This window comes from Staphylococcus sp. AC872, from assembly GCF_979255425.1.
On record NZ_CEEDKW010000006.1, the window covers coordinates 104,348 to 120,932 of the forward strand.

Below are 16,585 nucleotides of genomic sequence, written 5' to 3' on the forward strand. Positions count from 1 at the left end.
TTCTCCTTATTAAAGACACTTAATGACTGTAGACAATTAAAATGTATTTAACATAATAAAAATACATTTACTATTCTAATTATCGAATAAAAATCCAGTCACAATATTCCTTTATATCTAATCATTTTACCATATGTGAAACATAACAGTCGATGTTGAACATAGTTATTCATCAATAACATAAAAAAGCTACAGCACTTAAATAAGTACTGTAGCTTTGATAAAATGACTAACTATTAGTCAGCATAAATTTCATCTAAAGGTTTAACGATGATTTGGTTAATTTCTTGGAATACTTGGCTCATTTTTTGTTCAGCTTGCATTAATGAAGAGATGTTTTCATCTTTTTCAATTGCTTGAGCTTGTTCTTGAGCTTTTTGTAAGTCTTCCTCAGGAATTTCTTCACCTTGCATTTGTTTTTGTTGGAAATTCATTTGAGTTTCACGGAATTCATCAAATAATTTTTTTGATTCTTCGTTATCTTTTACTTTAGCATAAGCATCTTTAATAGCTTTGTATTCATCACTATCTCTTAATGCTTGCTCTAATTGATTTGCATAATCATATAAATTTACTGCCATTGTTCATTGCACTCCTTTGAGTTAATTTGTGTTTCAACACTCTTAATAAATGTAACACATATCATTTAGTTAGACAAAGATTGCGACTATACCTTGGAAAATTCCTATAATACCACCAAGTATAAAACCTAAAGACATGATTAATTTTAATTCTTTATTAGCAATATCGATAATGATTTTTTCAATATAGTCTAAATCAAAGGTATTGATTTGATCTTCAACAAGTTGTCTTAAATTAATTTTATGCATAATCGTTGTTAAGTTACTTGATAATTGATGAATAATGATGTTGGTCAGTTTGTTAGATAATTCGTTTTCTAAATATTGGATAAACTGAGGAGCCAATTCATTAATAGGTTTTCTTATTTTATCTTGTAAATTAAATTGCGTAATCATTAATGATGTTGCAGTTGTAGCAATGTTTTCAAATTGGTCTTCTGATACTAATTCCCCTAGTTGCTTATTTTTGAATGTTTCAAATTCATTTTGAATGACTTGATCAATAATTGACTTGGCTTTGGGATGATTTGTTAAACGAATTAATTCTTGTTGTATTCGATCAGCAATACTCTCTCGTGTCATGAACATTTGTAATAAACCTACAATTTTCCCTTTTTCATTAAAGAATGTTTCTAACATATCATTGATGTCCTTCGTTCCTTTTGGAGAAGATAAATATACTCGCGCACGTTCACAAATCAAATCACCAACATCATTGAGTCTATGTTGAATGAGCTCAACCAATTCTTGTGGTAATACATCTTTAACTTCAGATTGTTGATGAGATCTATAATAGTTCATTAAAATCGATTCTACTTCTTCATGAAGTTGATGTTCTATAAAATAATCGATATTAAAATCGAATTTTTCTGCAATATGGTGAATCGTCATATCATCTGATTTCAGTTGTTGTATCTGTTTTAAAATAATATCGTTAATCGCACTTTTAGCTTTTCCATCATTTAATTTTTGTCTCATGAGCTCTTCTGTAAGCAAATGTTCTTCTATAACTTGACCAATCTTATTTGCGATTTCATCTCTTCTTTTCGGAATTAAACCAGGTGTGAATGGAATTCTTATTTTAAAAATATAATATGGATTGAACGGGTGAAATAACATTTTGATAGCTATGACGTTAGTTACCCCACCAATAATGGCACCGACCACCATCATAAACAAAATGATTAATAAAGCGTGCATGACATAGACTCCCTTCAAAATATAAAAATCATGATTTATTATAGCATTTAATTTCCTTAGGTTTCGTTAGTTTAAACTTATGAAACTTTTTCATATATCTTTTAACTTAAAATGTATCTTTAAATAACCCATAATAAAATAAAAGCCTAAGTCATCATTGTTTGACGGCCTAGGCTAATATGTATAGTCAGTAACTAAAACATCTTCTATGTTAATAAAAATAAGTGATTAAATCATTTTACGATTCTACTATCACTTATTCGAGAAAAAATTAAATATGAACTAATTCTTCTTTAGCATTTCTATTGAAATAAGTTTCTGCTTCTCTCATTTTAGAAGTACCGAAAATAGGTTGTTTTTCAGGATTTAATACACGGTAAATATTGCTAACTTTATTACTTTGTAAAATATAACCGCTTCTAGTTTCAATTGTATTCCAATAAATATCACTAGTTGTTGAGTGATTTGGGTATGCACAATGATTTCTAGAAATAGTTTGGACGATTTCTAATGGATCACAACCAAACGTGCTATTTAAAACATCTGAATCTCTAAATAATGCACAAATTGAAACACATGTTGTCCAATTTGGTAATACACGTTCTTTTTCAATTTGAACTAACGTTTTCTTTGAAAGCCCAATAGTTTGAGCCATAGTATCTTGTGTATATCCTGCTTCTATACGAACCATTTTAAATTTTGTTTGAATTAAATCTGTAAAACTCTGTCTATCCATTCTATTATCTACCTTTCTTGAAGAGAATTTATATCCGGACACAAGAAATTGCAATTATACACATTTCTTGAAACACAAATTACATCTTAATATATTTTTAATGAAAATAAAAGAGTCAATTTCGTTTTAAGCTCATTTTTATTAAAGGCAAAATTATCAAAATACTTAAATTTTTAACATAATTTGTAAAAACTTAGTTATTTAACCATCATAAATTGAGCGTAATTATTACTTATATTTATTTTTTTAATTAAATCAGTTTATTTTCCATAGCATAAATTGCAGCTTGTGTACGATCACTCACTTGTAATTTACTGAATATATGGCTCACGTGTGTTTTAATTGTTTTTTCAGATACAAATAACGTATTAGCAATTTCTTTATTGGTCTTTCCTTTGACCATTTCTTTAAGTACTTCTGTTTCTCTTTTAGATAATTTATTTGTAAAATGTGGCTTAGAACTCATAGAATCTAAAACATGTTTGGCGTCTGGATGGATGATTCTCTTCCCATCAAGAACATTATGAATCGTTTCAATAAGTTTCTGTGGTTCTACGTCTTTCATTTCATAGCCATCAGCACCTTTTTCTAAAGCAGAAATGACATGTTCATCATCAACATAACTGGTTAATACCAGAATTTTAATGTTAGGGTAGTTATTTTTCAAATATTCCGTTATTTCAATACCATTCATATCTGGCATAACTAAATCTAATAGCACAATATCCGGTTGTTCATTATTTTCAAGGTAATCTAAAAACAATTTACCTTCAGCAAACCCCTGTACTACCTCTATATCTTCTACAGTAGATAATAAAAATTCTAAGCCTTGTCTGACAATATGATGATCATCGACTAATATGATTTTCTTCATCGCTATACTCCTTTAAATAATCAGTTCAATGGTATTTCTATTTCAATACGAGTACCTTTTGATGGCTTTGAATAAATACGTAATTGTCCTTTTAATATATCAGTGCGTTGTTGTAAGTGTTTTAAACCATTCGCTGTATTGGACATTTGCTTTTCATTGTCAAATCCTTTTCCCTCGTCTTGAACAATCACAAAAAGTTTTTCATTGGTTTGTTTTAAAGTTAAAGTTACTTCTTTCGTATGTGCGTGTTTTCTAACATTGTTCAGACATTCTTGAACCATGCGATAAACATTCTCTTCAATCATATTTGTTACATCAATCAAACCATCCACATGAACGGTCAAATTTAACTGTAGTAATTCACTATAATGATTTAATGCATGTAACATACCTTGCTCTAATCCAACAGGTTTTAATTGCCATATGAGTGCACGCATTTCATTAACCGCATTTTGACTTGTTTCCTCTATAGTTTTAAAAGCTTTTTTTGACATCTCTTCGTTTGAAATACCATAGGCAGCATGTGCAGTTAATTTTAATGAAAATAACATTTGGTTAACCGAATCATGCAAATCTCTGGCTAACCGATTTCTTTCATTAATTCGGGCATTTTCCTTTTCTTTATCGGTTAACATGATTCGCTTGATTGCCGAACCAATTTGAAAGGCCACTGATTCTAACAGTGCTAAATCTTCCTGGCTATAATGACTTTTGTTTGGCGTTGCAACATTTAATAATCCAAATTGTTCTTCACCAGATCTAAGTGGCACTGTTGCGTGATGTGTAATACCATCTGTTTCCTCATGATGCGCTCGATTTGCCAAATTAATTCTTGAACAATTAATGATATTAGAGGCTTTCGTCAGTTTTTCATTTTGATATGCACGTACACACCAACAAGACCCATCAGTCATATAGTGGCATTGATTTTTAGAGAGTGCGCCTGGTAAGTTCACACTAGAGACTAATTCATGGTTTCCAGATTGATTGATAAAGAAAATCCAACCCGTCGTAAAGTCACTTCCTTCAATCAAATATTGAATTGCACCTTGCATCATACTGTATATTTCTGTTTCTTCATTCAAAAATTCTGCAATTTCTTTAAGGAGAGCGATACGTGTTGGTTTTTCCATAAATACCTCCAAAAATATTTCGAATATCTATTCTATTATACCGTTTCATGTAATATAAAAAAACCGCTCAATGTCATAATGAATCATGACGGCGATTCAAAGGATACTAATTACTTTAATTTTATATTGCAATAATACATTTTGTGATATGATTAAAAGTAACTATAGGAGGATTTTATGAAATTTACAATACCTGAAAATTATGATCAATATACATTGAGAGAGATTTTCCAAGATTTAAAGTTACCTAAAAAAGACTTACACTTATTAAATATGTCTAAGGATATTACTATTAATAAACAAACAAGTCGTTTATCTGATAAGGTCAATTCCGGCGATGAAGTATTTATACCTACACCGGAAGAAAAAAGTAATTACTTACCAAGTTATCGATATGCACAAGTTTATTATGAAAATGACGACTTTGCGATTGTGTTAAAACCTAAAGGCGTCAAAACACATCCAAATGACCTAAAAGAAAGTAATACGCTAATGAATCATCTTATTTATACTATTGATAGTGATTATGTAGAACCCATACATCGATTAGACCAAGAAACTGTAGGTTTATTAATTGTGGCAAAAAATCCGTTAATGAAAAAGATATTAGATAGAATGCTAGAAGAAAATGACATCACTCGTATTTATAAAGCACATGTTAAAGCTTTATTACCAATTAAACCACAAACAATTGATATGCCAATTGGTAAAGATAAGTTTCATCCAAATAAGAAACGTATATCTAATACAGGTCAGCGTGCGATCACACATATTTTATCTTCAAATATGATTAAAGAAAATGTATGCGAGTTAGAAATTAAATTAGATACTGGACGCACACACCAAATTCGTGTACATCTAGCAGAAATTGGACACCCTGTAATTGGAGATCCATTATACGGAGATTCAACATTAAGACAATTAGAATTACATAGTTATAAAATCGAATTAGAACATCCATTAACTAAAGAATGGATATCAGTTAGTTTAGATGATGATATTTCATAAAAAAAAGCTAGGAAGATTAATGTAATTTAATCTTCCTAGCTTTTAATAATTATATTGTTTCTAGTGAGGGTCTACCATATCTTCTGGTTTAATCCATTCTTCAAATTGTTCTTCAGTTACATAACCAGATTGAATGGCTGATTCTTTAAGTGTTAAGCCTTCTTTATGTGCATTTTTAGCTATTTGTGCAGCTTTCTCATATCCAATATGTGGATTTAAAGCAGTAACAAGCATTAATGATTGATTTAAGTAATTATCAATATTTTCCTCAATAGGTTCAATACCTACAGCACAGTTATTATTAAATGTTTCCATACCATCTGCTAATAAGTATATAGATTGTAATGTATTGTGTAAAATAACTGGTTTAAATACATTTAATTCAAAGTTACCTTGTGAACTTGCGATACCTACTGCAGTGTCATTACCCATCACTTGCACTGCTACCATTGTTAACATTTCACATTGTGTTGGATTAACTTTACCTGGCATAATTGAAGAACCCGGTTCATTTTCAGGAATTGAGATTTCAGCTAAACCTGCTCTTGGACCTGAAGCTAACCATCTTACATCATTAGCAATTTTCATTAAATCTCCAGCTAGTGCTTTTAATGTACCATGCAATTGAACAACTTCATCATGTGCAGTTAATGCATGGAATTTATTTTCTGATGATACAAATGCATAACCTGTATTTTCTGAGATAAATTTAGCAACTTTGTCACCAAACTCTGGGTGTGCATTGATTCCTGTACCTACGGCAGTACCACCAATTGCTAAGTTTAGAATGTGTTGTTTAGACTCATTTAATAATGTTTCACATCTATCTAACATATAACGCCAACCACTAATTTCTTGCCCTAATTTAATTGGTGTAGCATCTTGTAAATGTGTACGACCAATTTTAATAATAGATTCAAATTCATCTTCTTTTTGTTTAAAAGTTTGACGTAAATGTTTTAACGCTGGTACTAATTTAGTTTCAACTTCATGATATAGTGCAACGTGCATCGCTGTTGGAAATGTGTCATTAGAACTTTGAGATTTATTCACATCATCATTGGGATGGATTGACTCATCACTTTTTTGTTCTTTTAAATATTCATTTGCTACATAACTAACTACTTCGTTCACGTTCATATTACTTTGTGTACCACTTCCTGTTTGCCATACAACTAGTGGGAAATGTTCATCTAATTCACCATTTAAAATTTTATCACAAGCATATACGATAGCATCTTTTTTAGCATCACTTAATTTTCCTAATTCGTTGTTAGCTAATGCAGCACCTCTTTTAAGTTGTGCAAATCCATATACGACTTCAATAGGCATTTTCTCTTTACCTACTGGGAAGTTTCTTTTACTTCTTTCTGTTTGAGCACCCCAATATTTATCTGCAGGTACTTCAATTTCTCCAAATGTATCATGTTCAATACGTACTGACATTTTATTCTCCCCTTATTATCATTGTTTAATCCTAGTATATCACTATTCAATTTGTCATATCAATTTAGAAGTAAAACGTTTACATATATTTTTTGTATAAAAAAACTCTAGTTACTAATATAAATTTAGTAAAAAACTAGAGCTTAATTATATATTATTGAAATTTTTGTTTTGTTGCTTGAACAGTCGCGATTGCTGTTAAAATATATAAAATCGCACTTATTACAATCGTAAATGGACTTATTTTAATTAATATACTTAAAATACCTGTTAAGCTATTATAAAACCCATCTAATGTATACATTAAAATACCTGTTATAGCTAAACAGCATATTACACTGATGATAATGCCAGATTGATTACTTTTTATAAATGTTTGAGCACTGACATCATCAATTAAACCATTCGAAAGATTTAACTGTAATTGTACTATTTTAAATAAAACTGGCAAGTATAGTGCGCCTAGTGCTAATGGAAATGCCTTGATTGAAATTAAACTTACAATAACAGTTGCGATCATTAAATATTTCCAATACTTCCCTAGCATATGTAATCTCCTTTTAAACATGATTCTTCAATATCTTATCATAATGCAAGAATTGATGGATGACATCCATTAAAATATTATTTCGTCTTTTCTATAAAAAATACTCTTGCAATAGAATTTTCACTATTACAAGAGTTAATATTTAATCTTGATCTAAATCAGAACGAACATCTGAATCATGAGATTGATTTAATTTTTCTTCATCATTTTCTTCAGAAATTTGTTCCATTTCTTTTCCTAAGTCTTTTAAATCATCTAAATCGGTTACCATTGCATTTTCTTCTTCGTGGTAATTCGTTTTAGAATCTTTATTTTGAGTCATATAGATAACCTCTTTCTGACTTATTCTTTATGCAAAGCGAGCTGTGAAGTATTCTTTCACGTCTTCAGGTAATCCAGCTGCTGCTTCTTTATCTAAAATAACGTTAACCATACGGTGCGCTTTTAAGTCTGCAGGTTCAAAATTAGATTTTCCATTTTCGTTATATAATTTTTCGACTACTTCACGTTTATTACTACCAGTAACAACTAAGAAGATTTCGCGTGCTTCTAATAACCCTTGTCTTACACTTACATCTAAATTACCATTTTCATCAATTGAAACAACTTGTAAGACTAATTTACCTTTATTTTCCTTTGTTTTAATTTTATCTGAAATAAAGTCATTAGCATCTTGGTTGTATGATAATGAATAAATTTGGCTTTGTGGTACACCTAACGCTTCATAATATGATTGATTTTCATCATAATCTAAAATATTAATTTGACTGAAATCAACTGCATGTAAATCAACATTCTTTTTTAATTCATCTAATACAGGTGCATGATCTTTTGTTAAATGAACACCTGCGATTGTCATTGGGTTGTTATTAAATTGTTTTCTCAAAATGTCTGCTGTATATTCAGCTACTCTTTGTTTATCTTCAAATACTTTAAAGTTCATTGCCATTTTAAAATACACTCCTCTTAGTTTGCTTACATAGAATAGTATGGTTAATATTAATTCATTTATACCCTAATTATTTATCGTTCAAACTAACCTATGATTATAGAATACTATTTTCTCACCAATTAATATAACATGTAGTCAACTTTTCGTTCATCTACTTTGAATTTCAAACATCTTTATTATGATAAGCCAGGAAATGATTGTTGTCTTAAAGCTTCGTAAATCAATAACGCTGCTGTATTTGAAAGATTTAATGAACGAATTTTATCACTCATTGGAATTCTTAATGCAGTATCTTGATACTTATCTTTGACCCAATCTGGTAATCCAGTTGTTTCTCTACCAAAAATAAAATAATGATTATTGTTCGTATCAGAAAAATCAAAGTCACTATATGTTTGCTTACCAAATTTTGTTAACAAATAGTATTCACCATTAGTTGATTCAAAAAATGATTCTATATCTTCATGATATGTAATATTAACATGTTCCCAGTAATCTAATCCTGCTCTTTTTAACATCTTATCATCTGTACTAAATCCAAGTGGTTTAATCAAATGTAAGTGCGTATTGGTACCAGCACAAGTTCTAGCTATATTACCAGTATTTGCAGGGATTTCGGGTTGAAATAATACAATATGGTTTGTCATTTATTTTTCTCTCCTCATTTCCAAGCCTTTTAACATTTCAACTTGGACTTCTTCAATTTCATTTTCATAATGTGTATGAATAAATTCGCGTGCATTTTCACCTTCAATTTGACCGATTGCCCAATATGCAGTCCCTCTAATCATAGGTCTAGGATCATTTAACGCAACTTCTTTTAAATCAGGTATAGCACCTGTTTCATTAAAATGAACTAAAGCTAATATAGCATTACGTTGTATAGGTTTTTTACCTCTCCACGCACCTGCTAAATGACCATATGTATTTTTAAATTCTTTATTACTCATTTGTAATAATGGGACTAATCTAGGTTTCAAAATTTCAGGTTCTAAAATAATGTCGTCATGTTCTGTATTAATGCCTTTATTTTTAGGACAAACTTGTTGGCATGTGTCACACCCATATAGTCGATTGCCGATTTTATATCTGTATTCATCAGCCAAATAACCTTTAGTTTGCGTTAAAAAGCTAATACATTTTTGACTATTTAATTGGCCATTGCCAACTAAAGCACCCGTAGGACATCTATCAACGCAAATGGTACAATCTCCACAACTATCTAAAATAGGATCATCTGGTTCAAAAGGTATACTAACAAGCATTTCACCTAGATAGGTCCATGTGCCTAAATCAGGATTAATAATAAATCCATTTCGTCCTGCAAATCCGAGTCCTGCACGTTCAGCTACCGCTCTATCTGATAATACCCCAGTGTCAACCATCGACTTAATTTCAACATCAGGTACTTTTGATTGGATATATGTTCCCAATAGATCCAATCGTTTTCTCATTATTGTATGATAATCTTGTCCCCATGAAGCACGTGCAAACATGCCGCGTCTATCACCACGTACACTTTTAGGTGCTCCTTTAAGTTTATTGGGATATCCAACTGCTATCGCAATAATAGATCTCGCTGTCGGTAAGCTTAATTTAGGTTCCGTTCTTAATGCTATATCAGATTCTTCAAACCCAGAAGCATATCCTTTTGAGTGATAATCTTCTAGCTTTTGTTTCAATTCATCAAATGGATCGGCAGTCGTAAAACCAATACTGTCAATACCAATTGTATGTGCGTATTCAATGATATCTTTTTTTAACTGCTTTACATCCAAAATTCTGCCCCCACATTATAAAAATATACTCTTGTTATTTTAACATATGAATAAATAGTGATGTATGATTATTGATTAAAAGTATGTAAGACATTGACTTTGTTACATCATTTAATATTTATTCAATTAACGTTAATCATTAAAAACATGTAACAATTGACTGTTAGCTTATCAAAAAATGAAAGTCTGAGAAATTGACATCTCTCAGACTTTCATAATTTAATTTTTTAACTATTTTATATTTATAATACTCTAGATAAGAAATTTTTAGTTCTTTCATGTTGTGGCTTTTCAAATATTTCCTGTGGTGTACCAGATTCAACAACAACGCCATCCGCCATAAATATTACTTTATCACTGACATCTTTTGCGAATCCCATTTCATGTGTAACGACAACCATTGTCATTCCTTCTTTTGCTAAATCCTTCATAACCTTCAAAACATCCCCAACTACTTCAGGGTCAAGTGCAGATGTCGGTTCATCAAATAAAATAACATCTGGGTGCATAGCTAATGCTCTTGCTATCGCAACTCTCTGCTTTTGTCCACCAGAAAGTTGATTAGGATAAACATCTGCTTTATCTTTTAATCCTACCTTATCTAGTAATTCAATCGCTTGTTCATTTAGAGTTGAATCATCATTCTTTTTTAACAATTTAGGGGCTAACATAATATTTTCCTTAACCTTTTTATGAGGAAATAAATTAAAGTTTTGAAACACCATGCCCATTTTTTGTCGTAACTGCTCTAATTGAACACCCTTTTTTGTTAAATCGTTTCCTTCAAATATGACATGATCTTTAGTGGGTGTTTCTAATAAATTCATACATCTTAATAAAGTACTTTTCCCACTACCTGATGGGCCAATGATAGCTACGACTTCACCTTTATTAATATCTAAATTAATATCTTTCAATACTTCATTGTTACCAAATTTTTTATTTAAATTTTGAATTTTAATCACTGGCTTTCATTCTCCCTTCTATAAAGTTCATGATGCGTGATAATGCAAAGGTTAGAATAAAGTACATTCCTGCTGCGACCAATAATGGTGTAAAAGGATCAAATGAAATACCTTGAACCACTTGTGCATTAAACATAATTTCTCCAACACCTATTGTTGATACAATTGATGATTCTTTAATTAAAGTAACAAATTCATTACCTAGTGCAGGTAAAATATTCTTAATAGCTTGTGGCATAATAACTGATTTCATCGTTTGGTTGTAACTCAAACCTAAACTGCGTGCAGCTTCTGTTTGTCCTTTATCGATGGAATTAATACCCGCACGAAATATCTCTGCAATATATGCTGATGAGTTTATAACTAACGCAATTGTTCCACAAATTAAAGCAGAAATATCTAGTCCAAGTGCTGCAGTAGTACCAAAAAATACTATGAAAACTTGTACTAATAATGGTGTACCTCTTAAGAATTCTATATATATTGAAGCAATCCAAGATAATGGTTTAAATTTACTTAATTTCATTAGTGCGATAAACGCTCCTAAAATAACACCTAATACTACACCAATAAATGAAATTAAAATTGTATTTTCTAATCCTTTAATAAAGAAACTTTTATATTTTGTGTAAAAATTACCATCATCCTGCATGTCGTTTGCTGCTTTAGACATATACTTATCAATTAAATTCTTATCATTTACTTCATTGATTGTCTGATTTAATTTTTTTAATAGAATTGGTGAATTTTTAGGTACTGCAATACAAGTTGGTTTCTTTTCTTCATTAAATTTCACATCTGAAAATGCAAGTTCAGGATTTTGTTTTATGTATGCTTCTGCTACAGGTTTTTCAAGAATTGCTCCTACAGTTTTACCACTTTTCACAGATAAAATAGTTTCTGGTAATTTATTTAATGAAGTAACATCTGCATTTTCAATTTCAGTCTTAGCTATTTTTTCTTGATCTGTCCCTTTTTGAACTGCAATTTTTTTATCTTTAAAATCGCTAATAGATTTTAAATGATTTTTTTCATTTTTCTTAACTAACATAATATTATTAGTCATCATATATGGTTTAGTAAAGCTTACTTCTTTTTCACGTTCAGGTGTCGTTGTCATTCCAGAAATAATAATATCAATTTTGCCAGTTTTAAGCGCACCTAGTAAACTATCAAATTGCATATTAATAATTTTCAGTTTGAGATGATTATCTTTAGCAATCTTCTTAGCTAACTCTATATCGACACCAGCATATTCAGTTTTCCCATTTGCATTCTTTTCAAATTCCATCGGTGCATAATCAGCTGATAAGCCAACACGAAGTTCTCCACTCTCTTTTATTTTCTGCCAATTTGTATCATTTTCTTCAGCATTAATATTGGGTTGTTTCATTGTTAATGTTGAACCTACTATAATTAAAAATACCAAAAATACTTTAATAAAATATTTCATTAAAGCAACCCTCCTTTATAATATTCATTATTATACAAATACTTACATTAATATGCAATATTTATTTTTAAATACCATAAAAAAAGTGCAGCCTTAACGGCTACACAGAGTTTTGTTTAATCTTTAGGAATTTCAAATTTATATATTTCGTCACTATATGATTGTATAAATTTTTTACATAATTCATGTACTATAAATCCACTGATAAATGGAATAATAAAGTACCCTACAACTAGCATGATAATATTTGTCATTTGATCTCCAGGCATACGGTTTAAAGCATTTATAGGTCCAACAAGGCCAGTATATCCAAATCCAGCAGATAAAGGTGTACCTTTGATACCTATGAAATAAGCAATAATACCAGTAACAACTCCATTAATGATTAGAGGAATAGCTATGATTAAATGTTTTAAATAAACAGGTATCATCATTTTAGCTGCACCAATAAGCAATACCAAATTGACCCCAATAGAATTAACTCTTAAAGATCCAAATAAAAATGTAACACAAGCAGCAACAATACCCATATTCGCCGCACCACTACCTAATCCAGTTAAACCTATCGCAGTAGCAATGGCTACTAATGAAATTGGTGTAACCATAAGTAAAGAGAAAGTCACACTAATTAAAATTGACATCGTTAATGGATTAAGATCAGTAAATGAATTAATCAATTTACCAATTGTATGAGTAACGACTTGAACATATGGTAATGTCATCATACCAATAGTTCCACTAACAACTGGAATTAAAACTGGTAAAATAATCATTTCAAATGAGCCCAATTTTCCTTGGAATAATAAATATAAAAAACAGGCAATCATCACTACTAAAATAATATTGATTATATCCCCAATACCTTTAATCATAATGCCTTGATTATTAAATATTATTGCGCCTGAACCTAACATAGCAGAAGTACCAACAATAGCAGCACCTGACCCATTGAATTTAAATTGATGAGCTGCTAAAACTCCTACTATAAATGCCATAAAAGACTGTATAACCGTAACAAGACGAAAGATAGTCTCTAAGATCTCATTACCATCTTTAAAAAATTTAAGTAACTCTCCTAATAAAGCGTTAGGTAATAAGGCAATTACAACTCCTGCACCAACTGCATTTAGAATATTACTAAAGAAAATTTTACCACCCATTTTAGTACTATTTTTACTCATAATGAACCTCCAAAGCATAATAAAATTATCATATATCATATTACAAAATGATACAAACTAAAATATGATAAAGATAATCTACTTGAACTCTATACAGAAATTTATTGATATAAAAAAAGTGGTAAATGTGTTTACACAAATACCACTTTTCCTCATACTTTATCTATTTTATACCGGCGGTCGGGATCGAACCGACACTCCAAAAAGGAACGGGATTTTGAGTCCCGCGCGTCTGCCAATTCCGCCACGCCGGCTCAATATAAAGAAAAAACTTCCACTTGGAAGTAATATTGGAGCGGAAGATAGGACTTACACCTATACCTCATTCCGGGAAGGAATGTGTTCTAAGAATTGAACTACTCCCGCTTAATATAAAATTGGAGCGGAAGATAGGACTTACACCTATACCTCGTTCCGGGAAGGAACGTGTTCTTAGAGTTGAACTACTCCCGCTTGATATAAATTATGGAGCGGAAGATAGGATTTGCACCTATACCTCGTTCCGGGAAGGAACGTGTTCTAAGAGTTGAACTACTCCCGCTTGATGTAAATTATGGAGCGGAAGATAGGACTTACACCTATACCTCGTTCCGGGAAGGAACGTGTTCTTAGAGTTGAACTACTCCCGCTTAATATAACCTGGAGGCGGCAACCGGATTTGAACCGGTGATAAAGGTTTTGCAGACCTCTGCCTTACCACTTGGCTATGCCGCCAATAACTGGGCTAGCTGGATTCGAACCAGCGCGTGACGGAGTCAAAGTCCGTTGCCTTACCGCTTGGCTATAGCCCATTAATAATAAGGGCGGTTGAAGGGAATCGAACCCTCGAGTGTCGGAACCACAATCCGATGCGTTAACCACTTCGCCACAACCGCCATGGCAGGGGCAGTAGGAATCGAACCCACATCAAAGGTTTTGGAGACCTCTATTCTACCGTTGAACTATGCCCCTATTTAGATGGTGGAGGGGGGCAGATTCGAACTGCCGAACCCGAAGGAGCGGATTTACAGTCCGCCGCGTTTAGCCACTTCGCTACCCCTCCAAGAGATGGTGCCGGCCAGAGGACTTGAACCCCCAACCTACTGATTACAAGTCAGTTGCTCTACCAATTGAGCTAGGCCGGCTTGTGAAATGGTTCAGGACAGAGTCGAACTGCCGACACATGGAGCTTCAATCCATTGCTCTACCAACTGAGCTACTGAACCATAATATTAATAATGGCGGTCTCGACGGGAATCGAACCCGCGATCTCCTGCGTGACAGGCAGGCGTGTTAACCGCTACACTACGAGACCTATTAAAACTATGTATTGCGGGAGGCGGATTTGAACCACCGACCTTCGGGTTATGAGCCCGACGAGCTACCGAACTGCTCCATCCCGCGATAATAATAAATAATAAAAACGGAGGAAGAGGGATTCGAACCCCCGCGGCCCGTTAAGGCCCTGTCGGTTTTCAAGACCGATCCCTTCAGCCGGACTTGGGTATTCCTCCAAAATTATATGGACCTTGCAGGACTCGAACCTGCGACCGAACGGTTATGAGCCGTTAGCTCTAACCAACTGAGCTAAAGGTCCTAAATATAATCTTACAACTAATAGTAGTGGCGGTGGAGGGGATCGAACCCCCGACCTCACGGGTATGAACCGTACGCTCTAGCCAGCTGAGCTACACCGCCGTTATCTAGTTTGTAAATTTAATATGGTGGAGACTAGCGGGATCGAACCGCTGACCTCCTGCGTGCAAAGCAGGCGCTCTCCCAGCTGAGCTAAGCCCCCATATATATAATAATTGTTGCTATCGGGAAGACAGGATTCGAACCTACGACCCCTTGGTCCCAAACCAAGTGCTCTACCAAGCTGAGCTACTTCCCGTAGAATAAGCGCGCCCGATAGGAGTCGAACCCATAACCTCTTGATCCGTAGTCAAACGCTCTATCCAATTGAGCTACGGGCGCATATTAATAATAAGATGGTGCCGAGGACCGGAATCGAACCGGTACGGTGATCTCTCACCGCAGGATTTTAAGTCCTGTGCGTCTGCCAGTTCCGCCACCCCGGCACTAATAATGGAGCAGAAGACGGGATTCGAACCCGCGACCCCAACCTTGGCAAGGTTGTATTCTACCGCTGAACTACTTCTGCATATGCGGGTGAAGGGAGTCGAACCCCCACGCCGTAAGGCGCTAGATCCTAAGTCTAGTGCGTCTGCCAATTCCGCCACACCCGCTATTAAAATGGTGAGCCATAGAGGATTCGAACCTCTGACCCTCTGATTAAAAGTCAGATGCTCTACCAACTGAGCTAATGGCTCTAAAGATGGTGCCGGCCAGAGGACTTGAACCCCCAACCTACTGATTACAAGTCAGTTGCTCTACCAATTGAGCTAGGCCGGCTATAAATGGTGGAGAATGACGGGTTCGAACCGCCGACCCTCTGCTTGTAAGGCAGATGCTCTCCCAGCTGAGCTAATTCTCCAGTATATTTGCCTGGCAACGTCCTACTCTAGCGGAACGTTAGTCCGACTACCATCGGCGCTAAGGAGCTTAACTTCTGTGTTCGGCATGGGAACAGGTGTGACCTCCTTGCCATTGTCACCAGACAAATGGAATGTATTATACATTCAAAACTAGATAGTAAGTAAAATGATTTTGCTTCGCAAAACATAAATTTTGATTAAGTCTTCGATCGATTAGTATTCGTCAGCTCCACGTGTCACCACGCTTCCACCTC

15 protein-coding genes, 26 tRNA genes and 1 rRNA gene are annotated in these 16,585 nt (G+C 33.2%); 1 reads left to right on the forward strand and 41 read right to left on the reverse strand.

Annotated features, from left to right (window positions below):
- Positions 1-236 precede the first annotated feature (236 nt).
- The 5 genes from ACZ267_RS10160 to ACZ267_RS10180 all read right to left on the reverse strand — a co-directional run bounded on the left by ACZ267_RS10160 (position 237) and on the right by ACZ267_RS10180 (position 4,524).
- Positions 237-581, reverse strand: a complete 345-nt coding sequence (locus tag ACZ267_RS10160; protein WP_002452107.1) for a YlbF/YmcA family competence regulator — start codon at positions 579-581, stop codon at positions 237-239.
- Between the two features lie 69 nt (positions 582-650).
- Positions 651-1,781: a DUF445 domain-containing protein gene (locus tag ACZ267_RS10165; RefSeq protein WP_002466808.1), complete on the reverse strand. Its 1,131-nt coding sequence runs from the start codon at positions 1,779-1,781 to the stop codon at positions 651-653.
- 271 nt (positions 1,782-2,052) lie between these two features.
- On the reverse strand, positions 2,053-2,517 hold the full coding sequence (xdrA, locus tag ACZ267_RS10170) for an XRE family transcriptional regulator XdrA (RefSeq protein WP_002452105.1): 465 nt from the start codon (positions 2,515-2,517) through the stop codon (positions 2,053-2,055).
- Positions 2,518-2,767: 250 nt separating this feature from the next.
- A complete protein-coding gene (locus ACZ267_RS10175; protein WP_002466822.1) occupies positions 2,768-3,391 on the reverse strand; it encodes a response regulator in 624 nt (207 codons plus the stop codon).
- Positions 3,392-3,411: 20 nt separating this feature from the next.
- Positions 3,412-4,524, reverse strand: a complete 1,113-nt coding sequence (locus ACZ267_RS10180) for a GAF domain-containing sensor histidine kinase (protein WP_002466816.1) — start codon at positions 4,522-4,524, stop codon at positions 3,412-3,414.
- Positions 4,525-4,701: 177 nt separating this feature from the next.
- Here ACZ267_RS10180 and ACZ267_RS10185 point away from each other — a divergent pair, with 177 nt between their 5' ends.
- A complete protein-coding gene (locus tag ACZ267_RS10185; protein ID WP_002466807.1) occupies positions 4,702-5,532 on the forward strand; it encodes an RluA family pseudouridine synthase in 831 nt (276 codons plus the stop codon).
- 60 nt (positions 5,533-5,592) lie between these two features.
- Here the strand turns inward: ACZ267_RS10185 and fumC are convergent, their stop codons facing one another.
- The 36 genes from fumC to rrf all read right to left on the reverse strand — a co-directional run bounded on the left by fumC (position 5,593) and on the right by rrf (position 16,454).
- The gene (fumC, locus tag ACZ267_RS10190; RefSeq protein WP_002466811.1) at positions 5,593-6,978 is read right to left on the reverse strand and encodes a class II fumarate hydratase; all 1,386 of its coding nucleotides are present in this window, start codon (positions 6,976-6,978) and stop codon (positions 5,593-5,595) included.
- A 154-nt stretch (positions 6,979-7,132) separates the two neighbouring features.
- Positions 7,133-7,525, reverse strand: coding sequence for a hypothetical protein (locus ACZ267_RS10195; RefSeq protein ID WP_015364871.1), 393 nt, complete (start codon positions 7,523-7,525; stop codon positions 7,133-7,135).
- A gap of 142 nt (positions 7,526-7,667) precedes the next feature.
- On the reverse strand, positions 7,668-7,847 hold the full coding sequence (locus tag ACZ267_RS10200; RefSeq protein ID WP_002466824.1) for an SAS053 family DNA gyrase inhibitor: 180 nt from the start codon (positions 7,845-7,847) through the stop codon (positions 7,668-7,670).
- A 27-nt stretch (positions 7,848-7,874) separates the two neighbouring features.
- A complete protein-coding gene (locus tag ACZ267_RS10205) occupies positions 7,875-8,474 on the reverse strand; it encodes a 6-phosphogluconolactonase (protein ID WP_015364870.1) in 600 nt (199 codons plus the stop codon).
- A gap of 179 nt (positions 8,475-8,653) precedes the next feature.
- A complete protein-coding gene (gene trmL / locus ACZ267_RS10210; RefSeq protein WP_002466802.1) occupies positions 8,654-9,124 on the reverse strand; it encodes a tRNA (uridine(34)/cytosine(34)/5-carboxymethylaminomethyluridine(34)-2'-O)-methyltransferase TrmL in 471 nt (156 codons plus the stop codon).
- A complete protein-coding gene (gene queG, locus ACZ267_RS10215; RefSeq protein ID WP_002466804.1) occupies positions 9,125-10,255 on the reverse strand; it encodes a tRNA epoxyqueuosine(34) reductase QueG in 1,131 nt (376 codons plus the stop codon).
- Positions 10,256-10,497: 242 nt separating this feature from the next.
- Positions 10,498-11,220, reverse strand: coding sequence for an amino acid ABC transporter ATP-binding protein (locus tag ACZ267_RS10220; RefSeq protein WP_047210883.1), 723 nt, complete (start codon positions 11,218-11,220; stop codon positions 10,498-10,500).
- Positions 11,213-12,613: an ABC transporter substrate-binding protein/permease gene (locus ACZ267_RS10225; protein ID WP_372868752.1), complete on the reverse strand. Its 1,401-nt coding sequence runs from the start codon at positions 12,611-12,613 to the stop codon at positions 11,213-11,215. Before ACZ267_RS10225 ends, ACZ267_RS10220 begins: the two co-directional genes overlap by 8 nt.
- A 176-nt stretch (positions 12,614-12,789) precedes the next feature.
- Positions 12,790-13,854, reverse strand: a complete 1,065-nt coding sequence (locus ACZ267_RS10230) for a PTS sugar transporter subunit IIC (RefSeq protein ID WP_002466798.1) — start codon at positions 13,852-13,854, stop codon at positions 12,790-12,792.
- A 171-nt stretch (positions 13,855-14,025) separates the two neighbouring features.
- Positions 14,026-14,108 (reverse strand) — tRNA-Leu (locus ACZ267_RS10235).
- A gap of 37 nt (positions 14,109-14,145) precedes the next feature.
- Positions 14,146-14,220: transfer RNA gene (locus tag ACZ267_RS10240), tRNA-Gly, on the reverse strand.
- Between the two features lie 12 nt (positions 14,221-14,232).
- Positions 14,233-14,307, reverse strand: a tRNA-Gly gene (locus ACZ267_RS10245).
- A gap of 13 nt (positions 14,308-14,320) precedes the next feature.
- Positions 14,321-14,395: transfer RNA gene (locus ACZ267_RS10250), tRNA-Gly, on the reverse strand.
- A gap of 13 nt (positions 14,396-14,408) precedes the next feature.
- Positions 14,409-14,483: transfer RNA gene (locus tag ACZ267_RS10255), tRNA-Gly, on the reverse strand.
- An 11-nt stretch (positions 14,484-14,494) separates the two neighbouring features.
- Positions 14,495-14,568: transfer RNA gene (locus ACZ267_RS10260), tRNA-Cys, on the reverse strand.
- Positions 14,569-14,573: 5 nt separating this feature from the next.
- A tRNA-Gln gene (locus ACZ267_RS10265) sits at positions 14,574-14,645 on the reverse strand.
- Positions 14,646-14,656: 11 nt separating this feature from the next.
- Positions 14,657-14,729 (reverse strand) — tRNA-His (locus tag ACZ267_RS10270).
- Between the two features lie 2 nt (positions 14,730-14,731).
- Positions 14,732-14,805 (reverse strand) — tRNA-Trp (locus ACZ267_RS10275).
- 7 nt (positions 14,806-14,812) lie between these two features.
- Positions 14,813-14,896, reverse strand: a tRNA-Tyr gene (locus tag ACZ267_RS10280).
- 6 nt (positions 14,897-14,902) lie between these two features.
- Positions 14,903-14,978 (reverse strand) — tRNA-Thr (locus tag ACZ267_RS10285).
- A gap of 8 nt (positions 14,979-14,986) precedes the next feature.
- Positions 14,987-15,059 (reverse strand) — tRNA-Phe (locus ACZ267_RS10290).
- Between the two features lie 13 nt (positions 15,060-15,072).
- Positions 15,073-15,148 (reverse strand) — tRNA-Asp (locus tag ACZ267_RS10295).
- A 15-nt stretch (positions 15,149-15,163) separates the two neighbouring features.
- Positions 15,164-15,237: transfer RNA gene (locus tag ACZ267_RS10300), tRNA-Met, on the reverse strand.
- A gap of 20 nt (positions 15,238-15,257) precedes the next feature.
- Positions 15,258-15,347: transfer RNA gene (locus ACZ267_RS10305), tRNA-Ser, on the reverse strand.
- Between the two features lie 9 nt (positions 15,348-15,356).
- Positions 15,357-15,430, reverse strand: a tRNA-Ile gene (locus ACZ267_RS10310).
- A gap of 27 nt (positions 15,431-15,457) precedes the next feature.
- Positions 15,458-15,531 (reverse strand) — tRNA-Met (locus ACZ267_RS10315).
- A 24-nt stretch (positions 15,532-15,555) separates the two neighbouring features.
- Positions 15,556-15,631: transfer RNA gene (locus ACZ267_RS10320), tRNA-Ala, on the reverse strand.
- A 22-nt stretch (positions 15,632-15,653) separates the two neighbouring features.
- Positions 15,654-15,727: transfer RNA gene (locus tag ACZ267_RS10325), tRNA-Pro, on the reverse strand.
- A 9-nt stretch (positions 15,728-15,736) separates the two neighbouring features.
- Positions 15,737-15,810: transfer RNA gene (locus tag ACZ267_RS10330), tRNA-Arg, on the reverse strand.
- A 15-nt stretch (positions 15,811-15,825) separates the two neighbouring features.
- Positions 15,826-15,914, reverse strand: a tRNA-Leu gene (locus ACZ267_RS10335).
- Between the two features lie 8 nt (positions 15,915-15,922).
- Positions 15,923-15,997: transfer RNA gene (locus tag ACZ267_RS10340), tRNA-Gly, on the reverse strand.
- A gap of 3 nt (positions 15,998-16,000) precedes the next feature.
- Positions 16,001-16,082, reverse strand: a tRNA-Leu gene (locus ACZ267_RS10345).
- A gap of 8 nt (positions 16,083-16,090) precedes the next feature.
- Positions 16,091-16,166, reverse strand: a tRNA-Lys gene (locus ACZ267_RS10350).
- A gap of 6 nt (positions 16,167-16,172) precedes the next feature.
- Positions 16,173-16,248: transfer RNA gene (locus tag ACZ267_RS10355), tRNA-Thr, on the reverse strand.
- 6 nt (positions 16,249-16,254) lie between these two features.
- Positions 16,255-16,330 (reverse strand) — tRNA-Val (locus ACZ267_RS10360).
- A 9-nt stretch (positions 16,331-16,339) separates the two neighbouring features.
- A 5S ribosomal RNA gene (rrf, locus tag ACZ267_RS10365) occupies positions 16,340-16,454 on the reverse strand.
- Between the last annotated feature and the right edge of the window lie 131 nt (positions 16,455-16,585).

Excerpts from the sequence above, each read along its gene's own strand:
- ACZ267_RS10160 (WP_002452107.1), bottom strand. The coding sequence starts at position 581 with ATGGCAGTAAATTTATATGATTATGCAAATCAATTAGAGCAAGCATTA.
- ACZ267_RS10165 (WP_002466808.1), bottom strand. The coding sequence starts at position 1,781 with ATGCACGCTTTATTAATCATTTTGTTTATGATGGTGGTCGGTGCCATT.
- xdrA (WP_002452105.1), bottom strand. The coding sequence starts at position 2,517 with ATGGATAGACAGAGTTTTACAGATTTAATTCAAACAAAATTTAAAATG.
- ACZ267_RS10175 (WP_002466822.1), bottom strand. The coding sequence starts at position 3,391 with ATGAAGAAAATCATATTAGTCGATGATCATCATATTGTCAGACAAGGC.
- ACZ267_RS10180 (WP_002466816.1), bottom strand. The coding sequence starts at position 4,524 with ATGGAAAAACCAACACGTATCGCTCTCCTTAAAGAAATTGCAGAATTT.
- ACZ267_RS10185 (WP_002466807.1), top strand. The coding sequence starts at position 4,702 with ATGAAATTTACAATACCTGAAAATTATGATCAATATACATTGAGAGAG.
- fumC (WP_002466811.1), bottom strand. The coding sequence starts at position 6,978 with ATGTCAGTACGTATTGAACATGATACATTTGGAGAAATTGAAGTACCT.
- ACZ267_RS10195 (WP_015364871.1), bottom strand. The coding sequence starts at position 7,525 with ATGCTAGGGAAGTATTGGAAATATTTAATGATCGCAACTGTTATTGTA.
- ACZ267_RS10200 (WP_002466824.1), bottom strand. The coding sequence starts at position 7,847 with ATGACTCAAAATAAAGATTCTAAAACGAATTACCACGAAGAAGAAAAT.
- ACZ267_RS10205 (WP_015364870.1), bottom strand. The coding sequence starts at position 8,474 with ATGGCAATGAACTTTAAAGTATTTGAAGATAAACAAAGAGTAGCTGAA.
- trmL (WP_002466802.1), bottom strand. The coding sequence starts at position 9,124 with ATGACAAACCATATTGTATTATTTCAACCCGAAATCCCTGCAAATACT.
- ACZ267_RS10225 (WP_372868752.1), bottom strand. The coding sequence starts at position 12,613 with ATGAAACAACCCAATATTAATGCTGAAGAAAATGATACAAATTGGCAG.
- ACZ267_RS10230 (WP_002466798.1), bottom strand. The coding sequence starts at position 13,854 with ATGAGTAAAAATAGTACTAAAATGGGTGGTAAAATTTTCTTTAGTAAT.